Genomic DNA, 22,258 nt, shown 5'->3' with positions numbered 1-22,258 from the left:
GATCCCACTCCGCATTCGTCAGATCCCCACGGCCCATACAGCCAGCCTGGCCCCAACACCCCACTCACGTCCGGAGATCCGAGAAACAGCGCCTAGCTCGGTGGTGAAGGCGAGTTCGTCAAGGCCCCATGCGCCGACCCGGTCGACGGCGCTCTGACGGATGCTGGCAACTGCCGTCGGTTCGGCAGGTATCTCCCATGACGCGGTGTCTTCGGCGGGGACTCCGCGTACTCGTGCGAGCAGTAGGGTGACGTCGTCGCGCAGAGCGTCCGGGGAGATTCCAGCGACCAAGCGGGACGCTGCCCCGGGCAAATCACCATCAGTGGGGTGGACCGCGGCCAATTGCTCGCGAAAGGCCGCCATTCCGCGGTCGATGTCGTGCCACGGGTGTTCAATGAGGCCGTCGGAGTAGAGCGCGAGCACGTCGCCGTCTTGTAGCTCTACGTCGGCGACCTCGAATGCCAGGCCACCCACGCCCAGCAATGGGCCCGGGGCGAGGGGAATGTATTCTGCCGTGCCGTCGGGCCGGACGAGTGCCGGTGGTGGATGCCCCGCACTGGCTACGGCGCAGCGTCGTGTGGTCGGGTCCACAACGGCGTAGATGCATGAGCTGCCGGTGGCATCCTCCTGACCAGGCGCGTCGCCCTCGGTGAATTGGGTGATGAGGTCATCGAGGTGGGTGAGCAGCTCGTCCGGCGCGAGGTCGAGATCGGCGAGCGTGCGCACGGCCGTGCGCATCTGACCCATGGCGACGGCGGCATGCACCCCATGGCCGACAACGTCGCCCACTACCAGCGCCACGCGGGCGGAAGACAGAGGGATGACGTCGAACCAGTCCCCGCCGAGGCCGCCCGCTGCCCCGGCACCGCACGGCAGGTAGATCCCGGCCGTCTCGCCCGCTGTCATGGCGACCCGCCCCTGCGGCAGCAGACTTTGCTGCACTGCCAGCGCCATGCGATTTTCGCGCGTGTTGCGGCGGGCGTTGTCGATGCTCACTGCGGCGTAGGTGGCGAGCCATTGCAGCAGTCGCAGATCAGCATCGGTGAAGGGAGCCCTTCGCCATACTTCGACGCTGCCCAGGAGCAGCCCAGGATGTTCAAGAGCGTCGCGCCTTCTTTCTGTGACCAGGGGAGTGCACAGCAGCGACAGCTGTTCGTCATCCGTGTCCATCGGGACGAGGGCCTTGACCATGTCAGGGTTGTGGTCGCAGACGGCGGCGGTGAAGCGCGAGCGACCGGAGATCGTAAATCCCTTTCCGGCCTGGAAATTTCTTATCACCGCTTGGTCAGGGAAGCCCGGAAGATCATCGCCCACCAGAACGTAGCCTTGCGGCCACCGCCTGTCTGCGGGCGCGAGCGCCGTACGACGCAGCGCCAGGTCCCCGCCCCCGGTCCGCTCCGGGGGTTCCTCCCCCTCGCAGATTTCCCTGGCCAGGTTCACGTTCGCGAAATCGCCCAGCCCCGGGACCACGAGGTCGGCCAGACGTTGAGCCGTCGTCTCCACATTCAAGGAGGCGCCGATCGATGCCGCGTTCGAAAGGAGCTCCAGCTGCCTCCGCGCGTGGTCTACGGCGCTGTCCAGCCCCTGGCCCCCCTCTGAGTCATCCGGTTCAGGAATCATCACTTTCATCTATTTATGTTATGACATACCTGAATTTGGCCGGGCTGCTGAACGTGAGCTGCCGGAGATGCCGGTGTCGAGGAAGCGGATGTCGAGTTTGCGCAGGGCGGCCTCGCGGCAGCGAGTACCGGCGTAGTGGGCGTTGCCGCGGTCGACGATGGCGCGCTCGGGTCCAGCAGGGGCGCGCACTCGACGATGACGTCGCCGGTGGGGCGGCCGGCCTGCGCCATGACGGTCAGGCGCACCGACGCCGTCATCGCCCGGCTGAACGCGGCACCCCCCGCCGGCGCGTGGCCTCCGGCGCGGCCACCCAAGGGCAAGGACCGCCTGGCCGGGTAACTTCGTGCATGAGCGGCTGCCCGTCGACCCCTGGTGGCGGCGAGAAGTGTGTGCGCGCCCGTAGGAGCCCCGGCGGCTGCGGGTGCTGGGAAGCTGACCGGCTCCGGTATCCCGCCGCCGTGGGGAATCGGGCCTTGGCCGAGTGCTTACGGTCTCGGGGGAAATTGAGCTTCGGGCGTGCTGGCCTGGCAGCTCGGCTGGTGGGTGATCAGCGGGCGGTATCGCGGACGAGGGCCAGTTCGGTGCTTGTGCGGCGGTGGGTGGCCCGCTGCGCGGATCGGTCGGAGACGAGTGAGGCGATCGCGAGATGAGTCTCAGCATAGGTATCGCGGCATCCCGGTGAATCGGCGCAAGGGCGCCCACTGGCGGAGCTCGGCGTTGGTGTGCTCCACACAGATCCTCGCCGAGGACTGCCGCCGCCGTGTCTCGGGCCAGGCGCGCTTGTCACCGTCGCACGCCTCGTCCTTGGGCTTCTTCGGCGGGGCGCTGACCTGGCCGGGGAACTCCTTGGCCAGCCCGAGGTAGCCGGAATCGACCTTCGCCTTCACACCGGGCGGGTACGGAACTGCTCGGCGATGCCCTCGGTGCGCAGGGCGGTCTGGTCGTGCATCCGGCCCGGGCGGACCAGGCCGGACAGCAGCAGGCGGCCCTGGCCGTCGCTGAACGTGGTGGTCTTGACGGTGTTCTGCTTACGTTTTCCGGAAACGAATGCCCGGCGCCCGGGGCGGCCGGCCTGCGGGCGGCGGACCTGGGTCTCGACCCCATCGATCCGCAGCTCAACGCCCTCCGCCTCGGTATAGGCGAAGACGTCCTCCAGCGTCTTCAGCCGCAGGCCCGGCCGGTCGGGCACGGCGAAACCACGGGCCGCCAGCAGCGGGCGGACCTGCCGGATGGCCGCGGAGACGGTGGAGCGATCCACCTCGAAGAGCTCGGCGAGCACCACGTGCGGCAACTGATGACGCAGATGGACCAGGGTGACCAGCAGCCGATCGAGGAAGACCAGCTTGGGCTTTCGGCCGGCACCCTCCGCCCGCCGACGTTTCCCGCCCCGGGCCTCGCGGAGCGCGGACTGCCGGGCGGCCTCCCACGCACCGGCGAGACCGGCGAACAACTCACCGAAATGTGCGCGTGAGACACCCGTCAGGGCAGGATGGGAACAGGCCGCACGTGCCCAGGTCAGCTTCACAACTCACCCAACCCGTGCGGCTCTTCTCATGTCACGGCCCGAACGGAACGATCACCATGTCCGCCAAGGCCGCAAAACTACTCGGCCTGAAGCGCGCCTGCCGGGACCTCGAAGACGACCGTGAGCCCGTCGCGCTCGTTCCCCTGCTCGCCGACGCGCGTGAATCCGAAGCCCGCGATGGTTGCCAAGGAGGCGCTGTTGTCGGATCCGATACGAGCTCGCACGGTCCTGACACCGGGTTCGGCGGCGGCCCTGGTAAGCAGCGCCGTCAGTATGGCGCGGGCATAGCCCTGGCGGCGGTACCCGGGCACGACGGTGTAGCCGACCTCGACCATGCCAGCCTCATCCGGCGGCCCGTGGAACCCGGCGTCGCCGACGACGGCCCCGTCCGGCTCGGACACCACGGCCCGCGTGATCCAGGGCGCGGCAGACGGGTCCTCGGCGAGCTGGTCAGCGCGATGGCCGAAGATCCAGCAGGCCCGGTCGCAGACGAAGTGTTCGTCAAGGTCGACCCCGGCCTCGGCACTGCCGCCAGCGAGGTCACCGTCGGCAAGAGCCCGCAGCGCCTTTGCGTTGAGCTCGACGAAGCGGACACGTTTGGGGATGGGAATGGGGACAGGTTCGCTATTCATCGCGGAGATGGTCGCCCAGCGCCGGAGAGCTGTCCACCTCTTTACGGCCTTGGCGGACATCGTGATCGTCCCGTTCGGGCCGTGACATGAGAAGGGCTGTACGGACGCCGCGATACCTATGCTGAGACTCATCTCGCGATCGCCTCACTCGTCTCCGACCGATCCGCGCAGCGGGCCACCCACCGCCGCACAAGCACCGAACTGGCCCTCGTCCGCGATACCGCCCGCTGATCACCCACCAGCCGAGCTGCCAGGCCAGCACGCCCGAAGCTCAATTTCCCCCGAGACCGTTAGTGAGGCGCTACGCCGCTCAACGTCGAGTTGGGCTCCGGCCTTCATGTGGTCGCCCTGCGTTCACGACCTCTCACTCCGAGTGATGTTGTGCTGCAGTACCTCTTCGAGGCGGCGTTTCGTCTCGTCTGCGGTGACAGTGCGGCGAGGTCGAGATCGGTGCTGCCCTGGGCAGGTTCGCCGCATAGGGCTGTCACAAACAGGGAGGCCGTCCTGTCCTTGTTGTGGACAGCCTCAGTCCCTGTTTGGAGAAAGATATGAGCGCTGAGCACGCACACCTGCCCCCGGGCGTTGAGGTGATCACGACCCTGCCGGAGGCGGCGGCCCGGATCCAGGCCGGTGCCGAGGCCAGAACCATCCGGATCACCCTGCCGCCCGGTGACCCGGGCGCGCCGCCGCACCGGCACCCCGGGCCGCTCTTCGGCTACGTGACCCAGGGCGAGATTCTCTTCGAGCTGGAGGGGCAGCCACCCCGGGTGCTCAAGGCCGGTGACGCCCTGTTCGAGCCTGGGGGCGACGTGATCCACTATCAGGGCGCCAACAACCTTCCGGACGCGCAGTCGCAGTTGGTGGTGACCATGTTCGCGGCGCCGGGTACCCCGGTTCTCACCGTGGTCAGCGCGGAGGAGCTGGCCGAACGACGACACCGACGGGTTACCCAGCCATGATGACCACCAGTGATCCGGCCCTCCTCACGGCCCCGGCCTGCTGACAACGTCGACGCGCACCAGGAGCACGAAGGCCCGTACCGTTGGGTGCGGGCATTCGCCGTGTGTGCGACATCCCGAGCTCGCCGCAGGCCGCAGCCGGCTCCATGAGCTACCGGAATCACCGCCCATTCCGGAGCAGTTCCTCGGCGGCGATGTTCTGCAACTCCTGCTCCGATGCGCCGGCGGGCCTGGGCGTCGAACAGACGCGAGGCGTATGTCGCCGGGAGGTGCGGGGTGATCAGTCGCAGGCGTTCGTCGTTCGAGGTCCCGGTGCCCGCCCGGAACCCGACAGCGGCTGCGGAGCTCCGAACGTCCTGACGGCGCTGAGACGCGGTCCGTTTCGGTGCACAGCTCACCTCGGTGTAACTGTGCCGCGCGGCGGGTCGTTGGTGGTGTAGCGGGTGGTGCACCACCGTCCCCACGGACACGCGGAGCGGGATCTGAGCGCAGCTCGCTGACGATGGCAGCAGCCCTCCGGGTGCCCGCTCCTGCCCTCCAGCCAACGTGGCATCGGCAGCAAGGCCCGGACCTTGGCCCATTCGGCGTCCGTCCTGTCCGACGGGTGACGCAGAACGCGTTGCGGACGGTCGGCCGCGTTACTGGACACGTGCGCGAGACAGTCACGCGCCAGGGGAACCGAGTTGCCCACGGCAGGCAGCAGCGCGGAAGACTGCGGCACAGGGCCTCCTGTTGCTCGCATGGATTCGAGACCCATGAGCTGTGCGGGGGCCCTACCTTCATGTACGCCGCGAGCGAAGATCAGTGCTCACCGCGATCGGTAGAGAAATGGCTGCTTACAGTCCCGCATCAGGCCTCTAGTTGTCGCGGAGGGTGATGGTGGTGAGGTGTCTCAGCATAATTTCAGGCCCGAAAAGGCTTGCAGGGACACCGTGTTGCTTCCCACCAAAGGTAGGTGCGGAGTAGACCCCCCATTCACCATTTGAGCCGTTCCGTATCCGTCTCCCCACCAGAGGTGAGGATGAACGCGGAGACGGACCGTACGCGTCCGGCCGGACGCGCACACGTCCGGCCGGACCGTACGCCGTCGCTCAGCCGAACTGGCCAACCTGGTAGCTGCCGGCCGGCTGCTGGTTGATGATGTTGATGCGGTTGTAGCTGTTGATGATGGCGATGAGAGACATCAGCGCGACGAGCTGGTCCCCATCGAAGTGCTTGGCGGCGTTCGCCCAGGCCTCGTCGGTGACCCCACCGGCCGCGTCAGCGATCCGGGTGCCCTGCTCGGTCAGCTCCAGCGCGGCGCGTTCGGCCTCGGTGAAGACCGTCGCCTCACGCCAGGCGGCGATCAGGTTGAGCCGCACCGAGGTCTCCCCGGCGTGGGTGGCCTCCTTGGTGTGCATGTCGGTGCAGAAGCCGCAGCCGTTGACCTGGCTGGCCCGGATCTCCACCAGGTGCTGAATGGTGTCCGGCAGCGCCGAGTCCGCCAGCACTTTGCTGGCCGAGACGAGGTGCTTCAGCACCTTGGCCGCGAGAGGACTGGCGTAGTAGTTGAGACGCGATTCCATGGGATCTCCTAACCCAGTTGCAGATACACAACAGTGACCGGGCAGTCCGGCAAAGTGTGACGCCAAGGGCTGTGTGATGTGGGTCTCCGTCCATGCCATCGCCGTACCCTCCCGGTGAGGATCCCCGCTGTGCGGCAGATGCTGATCACCTGGTCAGTACGTGTTGAAGGGAAGGGGGGTGTCAGGTTCGCTCGTTCAGCCGTTTCGCCAAAGTACTGCTTCTCCTCGAATTCGACGGGGCTGAGCCAGCCGAGCCGTTGCCGGATGCGCCAGGCTGTTGCAGAAACCGTCGATGTACTCGAAGGGCGCGAGGTTCGCCCCGGGCCCACTCCTCCTCCGTCAGTTCAACCTCACGGACGAGGGTGTGGACGTGCCGCACCAGCGATTCCAGGATCTCGGCGACCCGGGAGTCTTTGGTGTCCCGCATGGTCGAGATCACAGCCTCGGTGACGGTGTCGCTGGTCAGATCACGCATTGTGCGCTCCTGTGGTGGTTGAGTCGTCGATGATGGAGTGGGACCGGGGATGTTCGTTGCCGGGTGACATCTACGGCGTCTCCCCGGCCCAGGCGCGAGTCAGGAGGGCGCGGACAGCGGTCCGATCCACTGGTCGTGGATTCCAGTAGCCGTCCCTCACGATGAGTTCGGCTGCCTGATCGATCCCCGATTCCGGCATGCCGAGGTCCCGCAGTGCCATGGGCGCGCCGAGTCGCCCCGCGAAGTCGAAGAGACCGCTCGCGGCGTCGGCCCACGGCAGCGCCTGCGCGATGCGCGCCATGGCCCCGGGGGCCGACGGCCCGTTGTAGGCGACCACGTGCGGCAGGACGACCGCGTGGGTTTCGGCGTGCGGAAGCCCGAACGTGCCGCCCAGCACATGGCACACCTTGTGATGCAGTGCCATGCCCACCGTGCCGAGACACGTGCCCGCCAGCCACGCACCGTACAACGCATCCGCCCGCGCCTCGCCGTCGTCCGGACGCCGCGCGATGACCGGAAGGGATCGTGTAAGAGCATCGAGGGCCTCACCGGCCATCAGGAAGGCGACCGGGTCCTGGTCCTGTGCGTAGAGGGCTTCCACGGCGTGCGCCATCGCGTTGATGCCGCTGACCACCGATACCGCCACGGGAAGCGTGAGCGTCAGGTCGATGTCGTACACCACCGTGTCGAGCAGCACTTCCGGCAGCCGCCGGGTCGTCTTTCTGCGGCCTTCGGTCTCTCCGAGGACCGGGGTCATTTCCGAGCCGGCATAGGTGGTGGGCAGCGCCAGCTGCGGCAGACCGGTCCGCACGGCGATCGCCTTGCCGAGGCCGATGGTCGATCCACCGCCCAAGGCGAGCACGGAGTCCGCTCCCACGGTTCCGGCGTACGCGACCGCCTTCTCCGTGACCTCGACAGGGGTATGGGCGGCCGCTTCGGCGAAAGTTCCCACTGCTGCGGCACCGAGCAGATCGCGCGTCCTTGCCGCCTGGTCCACTTGGCCAGGTGTGCACAAGATGAGCACTCGATGGCAGCCGAGAGCATCGACCTCTTCAGGTATACGGCCGGACGTACCGCTGCCGAAGACCACCTTGGTGACCTGTCCCCGATGCACGAATGTCTTCATGAGGATTTCCTCGGTCCCGCCGCTCCTCTTTTCATGGAAGAAAGCGTCAGGACTCGGATGATTGGCTTTGTAGGTGAGAGTTGAGGCCAGGTGTTGGTGGGTTGTGACTCCAGTGCTGTCGGCGGAGAGTTGATGTCGGTGAGTTTTGACTCCGCTGAGGGCCTTGCGGTGGGAGTATCGGGGTGCATCAGCTAGCCCTGGGTGGCTCAAGTGCCCCTTTCGAAGGTCGAGTTGTACGCGGCGATACGCCATGACGCTCGGGTCGAAGGGCTGTCCAGCAGGGCTTTGTCGGCCAAGTACGGGGTGGGCCGCAGGACGGTGGCGCTGGCGCTGGAGTCGGTGTGGCCGGCGCCGCGCAAGCAGCTTCCGCCCCGGATCTCGCGCCTGGATCCGTTCAAGGCGACAATCGACGAGATCCTGCGGGAGGACCTGGACGCGCCGCGCACACCGTCAAGCGGGTCTTCGACCGGCTGATCGACGAGCACGACGCCCGGGGCATCACGTATTCGATGGTCCGCGCCTACATCGCCGGACGCCGTCCGGAGATCCGGGTGGAGGAGGGCCGGGGGCCGCCGCAGGCGTTCGTGCCGCAGACCCACCGTCCCGGGGATGAGGCGGAGGTCGACTTCGGGGACGTGTGGATCCACCTGGACGGCGTGTCGACCAAGGTGTTCCTGTTCTCGCTGCGCCTTTCGTTCAGTGGGAAGGCCGTGCACAAGATTTTTGCTTCGTGCGGGCAGGAAGCTTTTCTGGAAGGCCACGTCCACGCGCTTCAGGTGCTGGGCGGCGTGCCGCGCGGCAAGGTCCGCTACGACAATCTGCGGGCCGCGGTCAGCCAGGTTCTGGGCCGCACCCGGGGCCGGGTGGAAAGTGACCGCTGGACGGCGTTCCGCTCGCATTTCTCGATCAACAGTTTCTACTGCAATCCCGGCATCGAGGGCGCCCACGAGAAGGGCGGCGTCGAGGGCCAGATCGGCTGGTTCCGCAGGAACCACCTGGTCCCCGTCCCGAAGGTCGCCTCGCTGGCCGAGCTGAACGCGATGGTGGAGCGCTGGGACGCGGAGGACGACGCCCGCCGGATCATGCAACGGGCGCTGACCATCGGCGAGATGTTCGCCGTCGAGCGCCCGCTGCTGGTCCCGCTGCCCGAGGAGGAGTTCGAGACCGGGCTGGTGTCCTCGCTACGGGTGAACCGCTACAGCCAGGTCAGCGTGCGCACCAACCGCTACTCGGTGCCGGTCAGGTTGATCGGCCGGATGGTGCGGGTCGTGCTGCACGCCTCCGAACTCGTGGTCTACGACGCGCACAAAGAAGTCGCCCGCCACGAGCGGCTGATCGCCAAGGGCGGCGCCCGACTGGAGCTGGACCACTACCTGGAGGCGCTGGTACGCAAACCGGGCGCGCTGCCCGGGGCGACCGCGCTGGACCAGGCCAGGTCGGCGGGCAAGTTCACCCCGGTGCACGACGCCTGGTGGCAGGCGGCCTGCACCGCCCACGGCGACGCGGAGGGCACCCGGGCGCTCATCTCCGTCCTGCTGCTGCACCGGCACATGGTCCACGAGCACGTGGTGGCCGGGATCGCGACCGCGCTGCGGGCCGGCGCGCTGACCGCCGACGCGGTCGCCCTGGAGGCCCGCAAGTGGGGCGAGGCCGACCAGGGCGCCGAACAGCTGGCCGACCAGGACATCCCACCGCGGCGGGTGGACGGCGGGGCGACGGTGACCTCGCTGACCGAGCGGCGCCTGGCCGCGCTGCCGCCCGACCCCAGGCCGCTGCCGTCGGTGGCCGCCTACGACCAGCTGCTGCGATTCCGCCGGCGTCCCGCCGACGGCCAGGCATACAAGGAAGAGGCACCGTGACCGCCAAGCGCAACCGCGGACTGACCGAACAGGCCGCCGACACCGCCGTGGACCAGGCATGCCGGATGCTCCGGCTGCCCACCATCCGCACCCAGTACCCCGAACTCGCCGAAGCCGCCGCCCGTGACCAGATGACGTATCGCGGGTTCCTGGCCGAACTCCTGCTGTCCGAATGCGACGACCGGGCCCGCAGGCGTTCCGAGCGGCGGATCAAGGCGGCCGGCTTTCCGCGCGAGAAGTCGATCCGGCAGTTCGACTTCGACGCCAACCCCGTCATCGACCCGGCAGCCATCCACACCCTCGCCAAGTGCGACTGGGTCAAGAAGGGCCTGCCGCTGTGTCTGATCGGCGACAGCGGAACCGGCAAGTCGCACCTGCTCATCGCGCTGGGCACCGAGGCCGCGATGCACGAGTACCGGGTGAAGTACGTGCTGGCCACCAAGCTTGTCAACGAGCTCGTGGAGGCCGCGGACGAGAAGCTGCTGGCCAAGACCATCGCGCGCTACGGCCGCGTCGACCTTCTCTGCATCGACGAGCTGGGATACATGGAGCTCGACCGGCGAGGCGCCGAACTGCTGTTCCAGGTTCTGACGGAACGGGAGGAAAAGAACGACCCGGATGCGGTGCAGCTGCCGGGGGTCTTCGTGCAGCGGGTGGTGGTCCTCACAGCGGAGCAGGCGGCGGACAAGAAGATCGAGCAGCGCACGGTGTCCGTGCCTGCGGCACGAGAGTCGGTGAGCGGCTGATGGGCTGGAGTCGTGAGGAAATGGCCGCCCGGGCCGCGCGTGAGCTGGACGACGGCCAGTACGTCAACCTCGGCTTCGGGCTGCCGACACTGATCCCCAACTATCTGTCCGAGGGCGTGGAAGTGGTCCTGGAGTCGGAGAACGGGATCCTGGGCACCGGCCCCTGCCCCACCGAGGACCGCACTCTGCGTTCGGGGCATCCGTTCGCTGACAGTCCACAGACCTTGCCGCTGACCCCGTCCTGCCCGACGGCGTGACCCTCCGCCGTGTCACCGTCCGGTCCGATCCCCAGCGCATCGGCGCCAGGGAGACCACCGTCTGGGGCGAGGACTGGAGCTGGCTCGCCGCTGAACATGCTCCAGTAGATCTGGCCCTCGGCATCAGCGTCGGCCTGGACAGCGCGCAGGATCCTCTCCCAGGACGGCTGGGACGACGGCGCCTCCGCGGGCCTCACCTGACCCCGGCCTCGGCCAGAGCCGCACTCTCACACGCACGGGCCTTCGGTACGCCGGGGGCCAGGTCCTCTTCGGCCCAGACGACCTTGCCGCCCGATACCGAGCGGGCGCCCCACCTGCGGGACAGCTGACCGACCAGGAAGAGGCCGCGGCCGTTCTCGTCGGTAGTGCGTGCGCGACGCAGCTGCGGGGAGCCGACGTTGGTGTCGAATACTTCGCAGCTCAGGACTTGATGCTGGATCAGACGCAGACCGATCAGGCCGGAGCCGTGGCGGACAGCGTTGGTGACCAGTTCGCTGACGATCAGCTTCGTGGTGTCCTCGAGACCGTCCAGGCCCCATTCGGCCAGCTGACAGGCTGCCAGGTGCCGGGCGTCGCGGACCGCGGTCTCGTCACTCGGCAGCGTCCAGGAGGCGACCTTCGCTGGGCTGATCGAGCGGGTGCGGACCAGGAGCAGTGTGACGTCGTCGCACGGTGCCTGCCCCGGGATGGTCTCCGTCGCGCGGGTGCAGAGGTCTTCCAGGGACCGATCCGGTTGTGCCAGGGCGGCGCCCAGGCGATCCATTCCCACGTCGATGTCGTGGTCGCGGGTCTCGATCAGGCCGTCGGTGTACAGAGCGAGGAGACTTCCCTCGGGCAGCTCCACCTCCACGGCCTCGAAGGGGACCCCCAGCCCGGTGCCGAGCGGGGTTCCGGTGGGAAGATCAGGGAAGGAGACTCGGCCCTGCGGGTCGACGATCGCGGGCGGCGGGTGCCCGGCCCGCGCCATGGTGCACTTCCGGGTGACCGGGTCGTAGACGGCGTACAGACAGGTGGCGCCGACCACCGTGGGGGTCTCGTCCGGGGCATCGGCGTCTTCCTCGGCCAGTCGCTGGACCGTGTCATCGAGGTGGGCCAGCAGCTCGTCGGGGGGCAGTTCCATGTCGGCGAGCGTGTGGACGGCGGTACGGAGCCTGCCCATGGTCGCGGCGGCGTTGATGCCGTGTCCGACCACATCGCCGACGACGAGAGCCACCCGGGCGCCGGACAGCGGGATCACATCGAACCAGTCGCCCCCGACGCCGTGGTCCATGTCGGCGGGCAGGTAGCGTGAGGCAGCCTCGACCGCCGCGCCGCCCTTCAAACGGTGAGGGAGCAGGTTGCGTTGCAGCGCGAGGGCCGCGGTGTGTTCGCGCGCGTACTGGCGAGCGTTGTCAATCGACATCGCAGCGCGAGAGACGAGTTCTTCGGCGAGGAGCAGATCGAACTCCTGGAACGGCACCGGGTCCTCGGTGCGTACGAACAACGCCACGCCCAGCAGGGCGCGCCGCGCCTGGATGGGTACGATCATCAGGGAGTGCATGCTGTTCTCACGGATCTTCTGCGCTCGTGCCGGGTCCTCGTCGATCCACGTGCCCGGAGCGGTGTCCAGGATCGCCTCCAGGTGGGACCTCCCGGTGCGCAGGACGTCGGTGATGGGTGAGGTGGGCGTCACGGGGACCGACTCCCCGCGCATCCACGGGGATTCCGGGACCCCTTGGTGGATCGAGGCCAGACCGGTACGTCGGAACGCGGGGAGGCGCCCGTCCATCGGGCCGATGCGGACCGGGGGCCCCTCGCCGAACGGGACTGACTGCTCCAGGTCGACGATGGCGTAGTCGGCGAGCAGGGGCACGGCAAGGTCGGCCAGTTCCTGGCTGGTCTGCATCACGTCCAGGGTGCTGCCAAGGCGCGTACTGGCCTCGCTGAGGATGGCGAGGCGCTCGAGCGCCTGCCGGCTCTCGGTGACATCGACGTTGATGGTGCACACCCCCAGTGCTTGTCCGTCGGCGTCCTGAAGGCAGAAGAACGAAGCCGCCATGGTGTGCTCCTGGCGTGGATTCGTAGGCGGCCACGTCCGGTACTGGTGGACCTTGGTGGTGCCGCTGTGGAGTACCTGCCGCATCACTGCCTCGACTGCTTCGGCCTTGACATCGGGTCGCGCATCGGTGAATCGGCGTCCGAGCCGTCGGTCACGGGAAATGCCGTCGTGGCGCTCCATCGTGTCGTTCACCCAGGTGCAGCGCAGCTGCGAGTCACGAACGACGATGCCGATCGGTGCGCGGGTGAGCAGCGCCTCCCGCACCGATCCGTCCGCTGCCTCGCTGGAGAGCGTGCCGATGTCGGTCACGGAGATGAGCCATCGGACTGTTCCGTCCTGCCCCCACAACATCGAGATCCGCAGGTTGATGTTGAGCATGTGGCCGTCTCGGTGGCGCACCGCAGTCGTGCCCGACCAGCCATTCTGAGCACGGCACTGTTCGATGAACGCCGATATCGTCGGCGCTTCCTCGGAAAATGGCAGAACGAGTGCGGTCGAGCGGCCCACTGCGTCCCTGGCGGAGTACCCGACGAGCCGCTCGGCGGCCTGCGTCCATGCGACCACCGTCCCATGCCCGTCGAACATCGCGACTGCCGACTCGGAGGTCTCGTATGTGTTCAGTTGATCACTGAGTGTTACATTGCCCTTGCTGATCATCGTACTGTTGCCCTCAGGTAGGTGGGGAGAGGTGGCGTGGAGGTGCAGGAAACTGGTGCACGGACGGCTGTGGTGACCGGGACCGACGGGGCGGGATGGAGGCATCGATCCGACCCGATTTGCACCTTTTGACTAAAAGACCGGACAGCGCTCTGATCTGTGACAGGGCCGCAGCCTTGACTGATGCCAACTCGGTCACCAAGGCCGCTGTCGGCCTGCGAGGAACCGGACGTGCCTGCCGCCCTGCTGCGGCCGGAGGGCCACGGAGCGTGGGTCGGTGAAGATCAGCAGAAACTGCTCAGCCGGCTGCCAAAGCGGTTCGGCTCTGCCGTCAGCTGAGCGCAGTGGCGGCCGAAAGGGTGGGGCCTTGACCGGCAACTCGCCCACGGCACCGCTGAGCCCCGGCTGCACAGGAGGGCTGGGATGCGCGTCCGCTGCAACGCTTGGTGCGGCTCTCACAGACCAGGACAGCCTCCGGTATCTCCAGCGCCTGATGGCCGCGCGCCTGCAGAAGATCGGCAAGCGCGACGCACTGCAAGTCACCTGGCAACGGGACGAAACCACCGATGACCAGCCGACGATTCCGCCACCGCTGCTCCCGCCCCGGCGGAGAAAGCCGTCCCCCATCCGCGACGGCGCGTGACGCTCGGCGTCATAGCCATCATCGTGCTGGTCGTGGCCGTCCACGTGGGCCTGGCCGGACTTCTGCCGGCGTCCGGTCCGTGGAAGCACTGGGTCATCGGAACCGTCCTGGGAGTCATCCCGCTGAAGGCCAGCTATGTCTTCGGCCGCCTCGCGATACGCCGCAGCAAAACTCGCTGACCGCACAACCGCCAGGCCCCGGCATTCCGTCACCCAGCGACCACAGGGCTTCTCAGCCCTCGCAGATTCGTATATGGCGATCTCTCGTCAGCCGATCTCTGCCATATATGGGGTCCCGACAAAGGCGTTGGACGTGTCGGGGGGTGATGAGGCAGGTGGCGAGTCCGAGAAAAGCCTCGTGGATGTCGTCGCGTCGCTCCATCGGACGCGGAGGCGTCGGAATCCGTGGAGCCAGGGGATGGTGCGCTCAACGACCCAGCGGTGAAGCCGAGGCCGGATGCGTGCGGCACTCACGGCGGGCGATCACAGAAGTGCTGCACCTTCACATTGCGGGGCGGGCTACTTGGCGGAGGCTTCGAGCCAGGCGTCGAGGGTGATTTCGCCACGAGGGGAGACCCCCTCGGGGATGAGGGATCGCTCGCTCACGTGGGCTCCGAAGTACGGGGCGGCCGGGTCTGCGACGACCCTTCGGCGGTCGTTGCGGCTCTGAAGGACGCGGCCGACGATTTCGTCGAAGCGGCCGACTTCGGGTCCGGCGATGTCGACGATGCCGTTCACGGGCGCGCCGACCGCCGTCCGTCCGACGGCAGCCGCGACGTCATCGGCGGCGACCGGCTGGAACGACACGGGCGGAAGCGTGACGGTCTCGCCGTCGGTCGCGGTGTCGGCGATGCCACCGAGGAACTCGAAGAATTGCGTCGCATGCACAATCGAGTACGGCATTCCCGAGTCCCGGATCAGCTGTTCCTGCGCGGCTTTGGCCTTGAAATAGCCCCCGTCCGAAGGGCGCTCGACACCGACGATGGAGAGGGCGACGTGATGGTTGACGCCCGCTTCCTTCTCCGCAGCGATCAGGTGCGCCGTCGATGTGGTGAAGAAGTCCATGACAGCCTGGTCTTCGAACGACGGTGAATTCGTCACGTCGACCACCACGTCCGCGCCGGCCAGCGCTTCGGAAAGGCCTTCGCCGGTAATGGTATTGACGCCGGTGTTCGGAGACGCGGCAACCGCATCGTGGCCGTGCGCTTTGAGCTTGGTGATCAGTTTCGAGCCGATGAGTCCGGTCCCGCCGATAATTACGATCTTCATGGTGCCCCCATTCATTGCATGCCCGAGTCGTGCAGACCACTGATGTCCCAAGTCGGCCTGTGCATGTGACGATGACCATCACTCCGCCGGTTCTCCCGGATTCTGCCAAATCCGAAGCGGTTTCACGACGGGAACCCGCCGACGTCACGGCCAGTTTGCGGACGGGAGGGCTGAGAGTGGAGCCGATCTTGATGACGAAATCTCGAACAACCGGAACCGAGTGCCGATTACCATTTCGGTGTCCCCGAACGTGAGTTCTCATCGCGGGTATGGCCCTCGGAGCCTTACCCGGTCCCTTTCTGGGCATTGCGGGGCTTGTGACGCTGATGGCGAGGGCTATAGCGGCAGCCACTGTGCTCCTGATCCGGATCTTCGGCCCGATCGGAGTTCTGGCGGCGTCGATTTTCACGATGGTGATGGAGAACGCCAGCAGCAGCGGGGTGCTGCGCCCGAATTTCTGCCCGGTTGGCTGAAATCTCCTACCCAAGAGCTTGCAGATCGTCAACACGTTGTCTTGATCTTGCTTTCGGGATCACCGCTCTGGGCGAGGACCCGAGCCTGGAGGGACACGAGGGCAGCGGGCTGGGTGTGTGCCGGTGGGATGACACGGTGGAAGCTCCCCGGCGGCATCCGTGCCGGGAGCCTGCTGGGTGAGGCGCTAGGCGCTGCGCCTGTGGGGAGCGGGGGCACGGGAAAGCCGTGGACAGGGGGCGCTGCCCGTCCTGGGTGCCGCCTGCACCGGCTCGGAGCGTCTGGCCGGCTGTGGGCCTCGCCAGGCCTGCCCGGCGCACCAGCACGAGGCCAAACTCCGCTTGTGTCCACTGCCGACCGAGGCGCTTCGTGCCGGCCGGCCTCGGGAATCGAGCAGTCCGGTTCGCCGTCGTCGTGTCCGTGGGTCGCTCAGTGCATGACCTCACCGCTCAGCGCGGGCCGTGGATGTCAACGCGTTTCGGACGCCTTCACGGGGGATCGTGCGCATGGCGTCCGAAACGCTGTGATCAGCCTACCAAAGCTTTTCTTCACCCCGCACACGCCCACGGCTGCTTGTGACATATGTTGGGTGACAGTGTCACTTCTCCCGTGACCACGGATACTGTCCACGACCGATCGGTCCGCTGCCTGCTGTAACTCGATCACCGCGGGCCGCGGAACCAGTATGAAACGGGCGTCAGTTGCATGTGTGCGATCACCCAGCTCCCCACAAGTCGGGTAAAACATGGTGATGACGAGCATCACAATATCTTGAGTGGTCACTGTTCTTGATGCAACATCTGGGAAGTGTGAACGTCTCGCCTGAGCCATGGCTGTTCCCTGCCCTCCCGAGGACCCTGCGCCGCCGCTCGCCCCCGGCACTCACACGATCACTGTCCGGCACGAATCGTCACGCATCGAACAGCGGTACCACGTCGCCGGCACCGGCCCGGTGCGCATTGCCCACTCCGGTGGACCCGGCGTCAGTTGGGAATATCTGCGTATGCCTCTGCTCGAGCGCAGCCTGACCATGGTCTATATCGAGCCTGTCGGAACTGGCGCATCCGGCTTCCGGACCGATCCTCGCGAATACACCCCGGCCACGTACACCCATTTTCTGCACGCTGTGATCCGGCACCTCGCGCTGCCGGACGTCGTGCTTCTCGGCCACTCGCACGGAGGGTTCGTTGCCCAGCGGTACGCCCTCGATCACCCGGGGCGCGTCGCAGCTCTGATCCTGTACGACACCTCGCCGGTGACGGACGAGGGGTTCTGGTCGGCCGCAGTCGCCAACCTGGAACGATTCGTGCAGCGCCACATCAACGAACACCCCGAGGTAGCCGGTTACGTCGCTGCTCTCACCGCTCGGCTCGATCAGCTGACCGACGACGGCACGACTGCCGTACTGCGCAAGATCACGCCGGCCCACTTCTACGACTACTGGGTCGTGAGGAGGAATTCGGACCCGCCCGACAGTTGCTGCGGATGTACGCCGCGCCCGCCCAGTGCGGAGGTCACCCTTTCGACGTCCGCGATGAACTGTCCGCTGTCACAGCCCCACGTCGGTACTGGTCGGAAAGGATGACTTCATCTGCGGGCCGCATTGGGCGCGGATGATCCACCAGGGCATCGCCAAGGCACAGCTCGTGGTCCTGGACGAGACCGGCCACATGGCGCACCTTGAGCGTCCGGACGAGTTCCGCGCCGAGGTGACCGGGTTCCTCGCGTTGAAGCGCGAGGACGCCCAGTGAACTCAGAGGGGAGTGACGAGCCGGCGGCTCAACGGCCTGAGTCGGCTCAGGGTGGGTGAGGAGCGGTCTTCCGGACGGCCGCATGAGTGGTTCCGGTGCTCCGGGCCTGGCAGCTTGTGCAACTCCTCGCGTGCGTACGGTTGTTGTCATCCCGGTAGTGGACTGGTCGTGCGCCGATCAGTGTTCGGTGATCACACCGTCGCTCAGTTCGAGCACCCGGTCAGCCAGGCCCAGCAGCTGAGCGTCGTGCGTGGCCACCAGCGCGGTCACGCCCTCGCTCCGCACGACGGCACGCAGCAGCTCCATCACCGCGAGGCCTGTCTCCGCGTCGAGCTGGCCGGTCGGCTCGTCGGCGATCAGCAGGGCCGGGCGGTTGGCGAGCGCCCGGGCGATGGCCACGCGCTGCTGCTGCCCGCCGGAGAGTTCGCCGGGGCGCTGTGCCGCGTGGTCGGCGAGGCCGACGAGCGAGAGCAGCAGCGCGACGCGCCCCTCGCGCCGGCGGGGACTCACCTTGCTCAACCGCATCGGTACACCGACGTTCTCGGCAGCGTTGAGGATGGGTATCAGACCGAAGGACTGGAAGATGAAGCCGACGCGGTCGCGGCGTAGCGCCAGCAGGCCGTCCTCGCAGAGCCCGGCGAGGTCCGTGCCGTCGACGGTGACGCGTCCCTCGTCCGGGCTGTCGAGGCCGCCGACCAGATTGAGCAGCGTGGTCTTACCGGACCCGGACCGGCCCTTCAGCGCGACGAGCTCGCCCCGCGGGATCTCGAAGGACACCCCGCGCAGGGCATGCACGGCCGCGGCGCCGCTGCTGTACGAGCGGTGCAGGTTCTCGACGCGAACTATCGGCGCGCGGGCGGGCTCCTCCACACCGGCCTGACCGTTGCCGCGCAGCGCCGGCGCTGCGGTCGAGCTGCCGGTCGTGCTCCCACTCGAGCTCCTCGACATACGGATCTCCTGTCCTGATGCGGTGCGGCGCCCCGGTCTGGGGCAGGAACCGCGACGGTGCGCGGTGCCAACCACGCCTACGATGCCTGTTCGGAATTGATCGTGGCAGGACGCCATGGAGAGCAGGCCGTGCCTCCGAGCGACGGAGGTTCGGATGGCCGAGAAGGCCTGGTTCGCAGCTCAAGCGTCGTCGCCTGTGGGTGCGCGGACACGGTCGCCGGCCCCGTACAGGTTCAGATCGCGATCACACGAGTCTTGAACACTCAACCGTTTCCTGTCCAGTGTCACATGTTATGTTTCCGTGCGACAAAACGTGGTCAGGTCCTGAGAGAAGAGGCAGGAAGCAGTGTGACGGGGTTCATTCTTCTACGTGTCAGAGCCCACCGTCTGCTCCTGGCAGCTTCCCTGCTGGCTGTTTTCCTGACTACGTGCGTCCTTGCCGTGCTTGTCGCGTTCTCCGGCGCCGTGGGCAAAGCCGCGTTGCAACACAGTCTCGGCCACCGGGATGCGGGGGCCGCCGCTCTCGTCGTCAGCGCGCACGTCCCGTCCGATCGGCAGCACGCGGCCGCGGAGGCCGTGGAGCGGGGCGCACGGCAGACCTTCGACGGTCTGCCGGTCACAGTGCATGACCTCGAGCGCTCGGGGTCCTATGCGCTGCCGCGTGAACTGACGGGTGCGGTCGCCGGCGCCGAGCTCCCCGACCTCACGGAGTTCGCGGTGCTGGACCGGTCGCGGATCGAACTCGTCGAGGGAAAGCTGCCCGGGCCCGTCGGGACAGCGGCGCAGCCTCTGCCGGTCGCCCTCCCCGAGGCAGCCGCGAAACAACTGAGGCTCCGGCCGGGTGCCCAGTTGACGCTTGCCGACCGGGTGTCGGACAAGACGGTGGACATACGCATCACCGGCTTCTATCGGGCCGCCGACGCGACCGACCCGTACTGGCAGCTGGACAGCCTCGGCGGGCGCGGGGTGCGTACCCTCGCCTTCACCACGTACGGGCCGCTGATGGCCGATCCGTCCGTGCTCGCCTCGCCTCGGACATCGCAGGGGGCCACTGCCTGGTTGGCCACGGCCGACTTACGCGGGCTCGGCACCGAACGGATCGAAGCGCTGCGATCCGCTGCCGAACGCGGATCTACTGCGCTGCGCAAGGACCCGGTGTTCGCCGGGTCGGTCACCGTACGCACCGGCCTGCCGACGGTACTTGTGCAGGCTGAGCGCACCCTGACGGTGTCCCGCTCCACTCTGGTGATCGTCGCAGTGCAGCTGGTGGTGCTGGCTGCGTGCGCGCTGATGCTGGTCGCTCGCCTGCTGAGCAGCGAGCGGGCCGGGGAGACCGAACTGCTGCGGGCCCGCGGAGGTTCGCGCCGCCGGATCACGGGCCTCGTCGCGCTGGAGGCGGTGCTGCTGGCCCTGCCGGCGGCCGTGTGCGCACCGCTGCTCGCGGGTCCGCTGTCCCGACAGCTGGTGGAACGTTCCTCGCTCGGCCGCATCGGGTTGCGATTCGATGACGCCGATGGACCTTCCGTCTGGCTGGTGGCGGGTCTGGTCGCGGTATGCTGTGCCGCGGCGGTGGTGGCACCCGTCGTGTCAGCCGGCGCCGACCGGCGCCGAGGTCGGGCCGCAGCGCTGCCCGCACCGCTGCGTGCAGGAGCGGACATCGCGCTGTTGGCCGTCGCCGCTGTGGCGTACTGGCAATTGAACCGTCAGACGTCAGACTCCGGCACGGGTGTACTCAGTGATGACCGGAGCGGCCGCCTGGGCGTCGATCCGTTGCTGGTCGTCACGCCCGCGCTGGCGTTGCTGGCGGGCACGGTACTGATCCTCCGCCTGATGCCGCCCGCTGCGCGGTTCGTCGAGCGCAGGGCGGCGGGCGGACGCAAGCTGTCCGCCGCACTTGCGGCTTGGCAGTTCAGCCGTCGACCACAGCGCGGCGCGGGGCCGGTCCTGCTGTTGGTGCTCGCGGTGTCGATGGGCATGCTGGCCATCGGGCAGAGCGCTTCGTGGGACCGCTCGCAGGGCGATCAGGCCGACTTTCGTGTCGGGGCCTCGATGCGGGTACGGGACAACGATCTCGTCAGCCCGGGTGACGCCGGTCAGTACGCGTCCCAGCCAGGAGTCCTGGCCGCCGCGCCCGCTCACCGCACCGCACTTGGCTTGTCGGGCAACCGCGTCGCCACCGTGTTGGCTCTGGACACTGCACAAGCAGAACAGCACTTGCTGCTGCGAGAGGACCAATCCGAGGGGAAGGCCGGTCGGCTGCTGGCCGCCGTCCGCTCCCACGGGGCCGACGCCCGGCCTGGTCTCGTGCTGCCCGACGGCACCAGCCGGATCACCCTCCGTCTACGCCTTCATGACGAGCGGACGAAATCGGCGCCGAAGGGATTCGTCGCCACAGCCACCGTGGTGGTGGAGGACGGCTACGGGCTGGTGCACAGGCTGCCCGCAGGGACGGTCGCGGCCGACGGCGCGGTCCACGCACGCACCCTGGATCTCGACAGGACGGGCGGGGGCGGGCGCGCTGCCCCTGTGGGGCCCCTGACGATCACGGGGCTGAGGCTGGACGGCCAAGTGCTGCCGGGTATGAACAGCAACCTGCGCTTCAGCGTGGAGCAGGTGCTCGCCCAGGGCCCGGACCGTGCGAGGTCGCGTGCTGTCGCCGTGCCGAACGGGCTGCGCTGGCAGGGCAGCAGCACCGGCACTCTGAACGGCATCGCGCAGCCGCCGACGGCATGGCGGCCCTCGGCGGCGCGGCCGCTGACCGCTGCGTACCGCGTTGCATCGACAGTGGACAAGGATGCTCCGTATCCCCCTACAGAGAGCACGGAGTTCCGCCTCACGGCCGAGCGGCCCACCCCACCCCGGCAGCTCGCCGCGATCGCGACGGACGCGTTCCTGCGGGCGGCGGGCGCGCGGCGGGGCCAGAGCGTCGACGTCACCCTGGCCGGCGAGGACGTGCGGGTGAAGGTCGTCGGGACCGTAAGGCAGCTGCCGATCACTGGCCCCGAGGCGAACGCCAATGCCCCGGAAGGCTCCGACGAATCCACCTCCACCACAGGCCCGGCCGCCACGGACACCGACGGCGGCGCGTTGCTGCTGGATCTCCGCGCCGTCGACGAGCTGTTCGCACGTCGTGGGAGCGCCCCGCCCGCCCCCACAGAATGGTGGCTGAGAGCCGCTCCCGGAAAGACCGCCGCGGTCGCCGACGCGTTGCGCGAGCGGCCCGATGCCGATCCTGCCGACGTTCTGGTGCGCGACGAGGTCGCCGAGGAGCTGTTCGACGACCCGCTCGGTGCAGGGCCGCGCCAGGCGCTGCCGGCTGTCGCGCTCGCGGCCGCGGTGCTCGCCGCGATCGGGTTCGCCGTCGGCGCGGTCGGCTCTCTGCGCGAACGCTCCGCAGAGCTGGCCGTTCTGAACGCCCTGGGCGCATCGCGGCGTCGACTTGCCTGGTCGGTCGCTGCCGAGCAGAGTGTACTGATCGCCATGGCGCTGTTGGCCGGCGCCGCCTTGGGGACAGCACTGACCCGCGCGGTGGTGCCGCTGATCGTCCTCACCGGACGCGCCACCCGGCCGGCCCCCGGCATTCTGGTCGAACTACCCCTGTCCCACGTGACGTTGCTGCTGGCCGGGGTCGCCTTCCTGCCGCTGCTGACTGTTGCCGTCACCGCTCTGCGCCGCGCCGAACCCGCAGTGACGCTGCGCCACCAGGGAGATGCCTGAG

At 68.0% G+C, this 22,258-nt stretch carries 19 protein-coding genes and 3 pseudogenes; 10 read left to right on the top strand and 12 right to left on the bottom strand.

The annotated features are described in order from the left end of the window. Window positions 1-18: 18 nt before the first annotated feature. The 5 genes from ACIA8E_RS35750 to ACIA8E_RS35730 all read right to left on the bottom strand — a co-directional run bounded on the left by ACIA8E_RS35750 (window position 19) and on the right by ACIA8E_RS35730 (window position 3,777). Complete coding sequence (locus ACIA8E_RS35750; RefSeq protein WP_399304603.1) at window positions 19-1,629, bottom strand: PP2C family protein-serine/threonine phosphatase; 1,611 nt, start codon at window positions 1,627-1,629, stop codon at window positions 19-21. Window positions 1,630-1,638: 9 nt separating this feature from the next. Then, window positions 1,639-2,280, bottom strand: a complete 642-nt coding sequence (locus ACIA8E_RS35745) for an NAD(P)-binding domain-containing protein (protein WP_399304601.1) — start codon at window positions 2,278-2,280, stop codon at window positions 1,639-1,641. Beyond that, entirely contained in the window at window positions 2,274-2,507 is a 234-nt protein-coding gene (locus tag ACIA8E_RS35740) for a transposase (protein WP_399304600.1), read from the bottom strand. The genes ACIA8E_RS35745 and ACIA8E_RS35740 overlap by 7 nt, the downstream gene beginning before the upstream one ends. Beyond that, the gene (locus tag ACIA8E_RS35735) at window positions 2,504-3,070 is read right to left on the bottom strand and encodes a transposase family protein (RefSeq protein ID WP_399304598.1); all 567 of its coding nucleotides are present in this window, start codon (window positions 3,068-3,070) and stop codon (window positions 2,504-2,506) included. The genes ACIA8E_RS35740 and ACIA8E_RS35735 overlap by 4 nt, the downstream gene beginning before the upstream one ends. Window positions 3,071-3,222: 152 nt before the next feature. After that, window positions 3,223-3,777, bottom strand: a complete 555-nt coding sequence (locus ACIA8E_RS35730; protein WP_399304596.1) for a GNAT family N-acetyltransferase — start codon at window positions 3,775-3,777, stop codon at window positions 3,223-3,225. 548 nt (window positions 3,778-4,325) lie between these two features. Here ACIA8E_RS35730 and ACIA8E_RS35725 point away from each other — a divergent pair. Continuing rightward, window positions 4,326-4,736: a cupin domain-containing protein gene (locus ACIA8E_RS35725; RefSeq protein WP_399304594.1), complete on the top strand. Its 411-nt coding sequence runs from the start codon at window positions 4,326-4,328 to the stop codon at window positions 4,734-4,736. 1,091 nt (window positions 4,737-5,827) lie between these two features. Here ACIA8E_RS35725 and ACIA8E_RS35720 read toward each other — a convergent pair. The 3 genes from ACIA8E_RS35720 to ACIA8E_RS35710 form a co-directional block, all read right to left on the bottom strand. Further along, window positions 5,828-6,301, bottom strand: coding sequence for a carboxymuconolactone decarboxylase family protein (locus tag ACIA8E_RS35720; protein WP_399304592.1), 474 nt, complete (start codon window positions 6,299-6,301; stop codon window positions 5,828-5,830). Between the two features lie 181 nt (window positions 6,302-6,482). Beyond that, the gene (locus ACIA8E_RS35715) at window positions 6,483-6,776 is read right to left on the bottom strand and encodes a dioxygenase (RefSeq protein ID WP_399304590.1); all 294 of its coding nucleotides are present in this window, start codon (window positions 6,774-6,776) and stop codon (window positions 6,483-6,485) included. 70 nt (window positions 6,777-6,846) lie between these two features. After that, entirely contained in the window at window positions 6,847-7,902 is a 1,056-nt protein-coding gene (locus ACIA8E_RS35710) for a maleylacetate reductase (RefSeq protein WP_399304588.1), read from the bottom strand. A gap of 210 nt (window positions 7,903-8,112) precedes the next feature. Here ACIA8E_RS35710 and istA point away from each other — a divergent pair. From istA to ACIA8E_RS35695, 3 genes and pseudogenes are all read left to right on the top strand, one after another. Continuing rightward, a pseudogene (istA, locus tag ACIA8E_RS35705) lies at window positions 8,113-9,761 on the top strand (IS21 family transposase). Then, window positions 9,758-10,507: an ATP-binding protein gene (locus tag ACIA8E_RS35700; protein WP_399304586.1), complete on the top strand. Its 750-nt coding sequence runs from the start codon at window positions 9,758-9,760 to the stop codon at window positions 10,505-10,507. Before istA ends, ACIA8E_RS35700 begins: the two are co-directional and overlap by 4 nt. Beyond that, window positions 10,507-10,689: pseudogene (locus tag ACIA8E_RS35695) on the top strand (CoA-transferase); the annotation flags it as partial. The gene ACIA8E_RS35700 and the pseudogene ACIA8E_RS35695, both read left to right, overlap by 1 nt. A gap of 268 nt (window positions 10,690-10,957) precedes the next feature. Here ACIA8E_RS35695 and ACIA8E_RS35690 read toward each other — a convergent pair. Then, window positions 10,958-13,459: a SpoIIE family protein phosphatase gene (locus ACIA8E_RS35690; RefSeq protein ID WP_399304584.1), complete on the bottom strand. Its 2,502-nt coding sequence runs from the start codon at window positions 13,457-13,459 to the stop codon at window positions 10,958-10,960. 493 nt (window positions 13,460-13,952) lie between these two features. Here ACIA8E_RS35690 and ACIA8E_RS35685 point away from each other — a divergent pair, with 493 nt between their 5' ends. Beyond that, window positions 13,953-14,102 carry a hypothetical protein gene (locus ACIA8E_RS35685; protein WP_399304583.1) on the top strand — a complete coding sequence of 50 codons (150 nt, stop codon included), beginning with the start codon at window positions 13,953-13,955 and terminating at the stop codon, window positions 14,100-14,102. Continuing rightward, window positions 14,099-14,281, top strand: a complete 183-nt coding sequence (locus ACIA8E_RS35680; protein WP_399304581.1) for a hypothetical protein — start codon at window positions 14,099-14,101, stop codon at window positions 14,279-14,281. The genes ACIA8E_RS35685 and ACIA8E_RS35680 overlap by 4 nt, the downstream gene beginning before the upstream one ends. 118 nt (window positions 14,282-14,399) lie before the next feature. Here the strand turns inward: ACIA8E_RS35680 and ACIA8E_RS35675 are convergent. Further along, a pseudogene (locus ACIA8E_RS35675) lies at window positions 14,400-14,545 on the bottom strand (transposase); the annotation flags it as partial. Window positions 14,546-14,620: 75 nt separating this feature from the next. Further along, the gene (locus tag ACIA8E_RS35670) at window positions 14,621-15,370 is read right to left on the bottom strand and encodes an SDR family oxidoreductase (protein ID WP_399304613.1); all 750 of its coding nucleotides are present in this window, start codon (window positions 15,368-15,370) and stop codon (window positions 14,621-14,623) included. 269 nt (window positions 15,371-15,639) lie between these two features. Between ACIA8E_RS35670 and ACIA8E_RS35665 the strand changes: the two genes are divergently transcribed. The 3 genes from ACIA8E_RS35665 to ACIA8E_RS35655 all read left to right on the top strand — a co-directional run bounded on the left by ACIA8E_RS35665 (window position 15,640) and on the right by ACIA8E_RS35655 (window position 17,592). Further along, complete coding sequence (locus tag ACIA8E_RS35665; RefSeq protein WP_399304579.1) at window positions 15,640-15,843, top strand: hypothetical protein; 204 nt, start codon at window positions 15,640-15,642, stop codon at window positions 15,841-15,843. A 1,001-nt stretch (window positions 15,844-16,844) separates the two neighbouring features. Further along, window positions 16,845-17,426 carry an alpha/beta fold hydrolase gene (locus ACIA8E_RS35660; RefSeq protein ID WP_399304577.1) on the top strand — a complete coding sequence of 194 codons (582 nt, stop codon included), beginning with the start codon at window positions 16,845-16,847 and terminating at the stop codon, window positions 17,424-17,426. Window positions 17,427-17,454: 28 nt separating this feature from the next. Further along, a complete protein-coding gene (locus tag ACIA8E_RS35655) occupies window positions 17,455-17,592 on the top strand; it encodes an alpha/beta fold hydrolase (RefSeq protein WP_399304575.1) in 138 nt (45 codons plus the stop codon). Window positions 17,593-17,769: 177 nt separating this feature from the next. Here ACIA8E_RS35655 and ACIA8E_RS35650 read toward each other — a convergent pair whose 3' ends face one another. Then, the gene (locus tag ACIA8E_RS35650; RefSeq protein WP_399304573.1) at window positions 17,770-18,540 is read right to left on the bottom strand and encodes an ABC transporter ATP-binding protein; all 771 of its coding nucleotides are present in this window, start codon (window positions 18,538-18,540) and stop codon (window positions 17,770-17,772) included. 348 nt (window positions 18,541-18,888) lie between these two features. On the opposite strand from ACIA8E_RS35650, the gene ACIA8E_RS35645 reads away from it, so the two are divergent. Next, complete coding sequence (locus tag ACIA8E_RS35645; protein WP_399304611.1) at window positions 18,889-22,257, top strand: FtsX-like permease family protein; 3,369 nt, start codon at window positions 18,889-18,891, stop codon at window positions 22,255-22,257. The last annotated feature ends 1 nt before the right edge of the window (window position 22,258 follow it).

The sequence above is a fragment of the Streptomyces sp. NPDC051664 genome, assembly GCF_044453545.1.
Classification (GTDB): domain Bacteria; phylum Actinomycetota; class Actinomycetes; order Streptomycetales; family Streptomycetaceae; genus Streptomyces.
This window is presented reverse-complemented; position numbering and strand designations above follow the sequence as displayed.

Coding starts and splice junctions, on each gene's coding strand:
- ACIA8E_RS35655 (WP_399304575.1), top strand. CDS start 17,455: ATGATCCACCAGGGCATCGCCAAGGCACAGCTCGTGGTCCTGGACGAG.
- ACIA8E_RS35750 (WP_399304603.1), bottom strand. CDS start 1,629: ATGAAAGTGATGATTCCTGAACCGGATGACTCAGAGGGGGGCCAGGGG.
- ACIA8E_RS35720 (WP_399304592.1), bottom strand. CDS start 6,301: ATGGAATCGCGTCTCAACTACTACGCCAGTCCTCTCGCGGCCAAGGTG.
- ACIA8E_RS35730 (WP_399304596.1), bottom strand. CDS start 3,777: ATGAATAGCGAACCTGTCCCCATTCCCATCCCCAAACGTGTCCGCTTC.
- ACIA8E_RS35710 (WP_399304588.1), bottom strand. CDS start 7,902: ATGAAGACATTCGTGCATCGGGGACAGGTCACCAAGGTGGTCTTCGGC.
- ACIA8E_RS35685 (WP_399304583.1), top strand. CDS start 13,953: ATGGCCGCGCGCCTGCAGAAGATCGGCAAGCGCGACGCACTGCAAGTC.
- ACIA8E_RS35670 (WP_399304613.1), bottom strand. CDS start 15,370: ATGAAGATCGTAATTATCGGCGGGACCGGACTCATCGGCTCGAAACTG.
- ACIA8E_RS35660 (WP_399304577.1), top strand. CDS start 16,845: ATGCCTCTGCTCGAGCGCAGCCTGACCATGGTCTATATCGAGCCTGTC.
- ACIA8E_RS35690 (WP_399304584.1), bottom strand. CDS start 13,459: ATGATCAGCAAGGGCAATGTAACACTCAGTGATCAACTGAACACATAC.
- ACIA8E_RS35715 (WP_399304590.1), bottom strand. CDS start 6,776: ATGCGTGATCTGACCAGCGACACCGTCACCGAGGCTGTGATCTCGACC.
- ACIA8E_RS35650 (WP_399304573.1), bottom strand. CDS start 18,540: ATGTCGAGGAGCTCGAGTGGGAGCACGACCGGCAGCTCGACCGCAGCG.
- ACIA8E_RS35665 (WP_399304579.1), top strand. CDS start 15,640: ATGGCCCTCGGAGCCTTACCCGGTCCCTTTCTGGGCATTGCGGGGCTT.
- ACIA8E_RS35725 (WP_399304594.1), top strand. CDS start 4,326: ATGAGCGCTGAGCACGCACACCTGCCCCCGGGCGTTGAGGTGATCACG.
- ACIA8E_RS35745 (WP_399304601.1), bottom strand. CDS start 2,280: ATGCTGAGACTCATCTCGCGATCGCCTCACTCGTCTCCGACCGATCCG.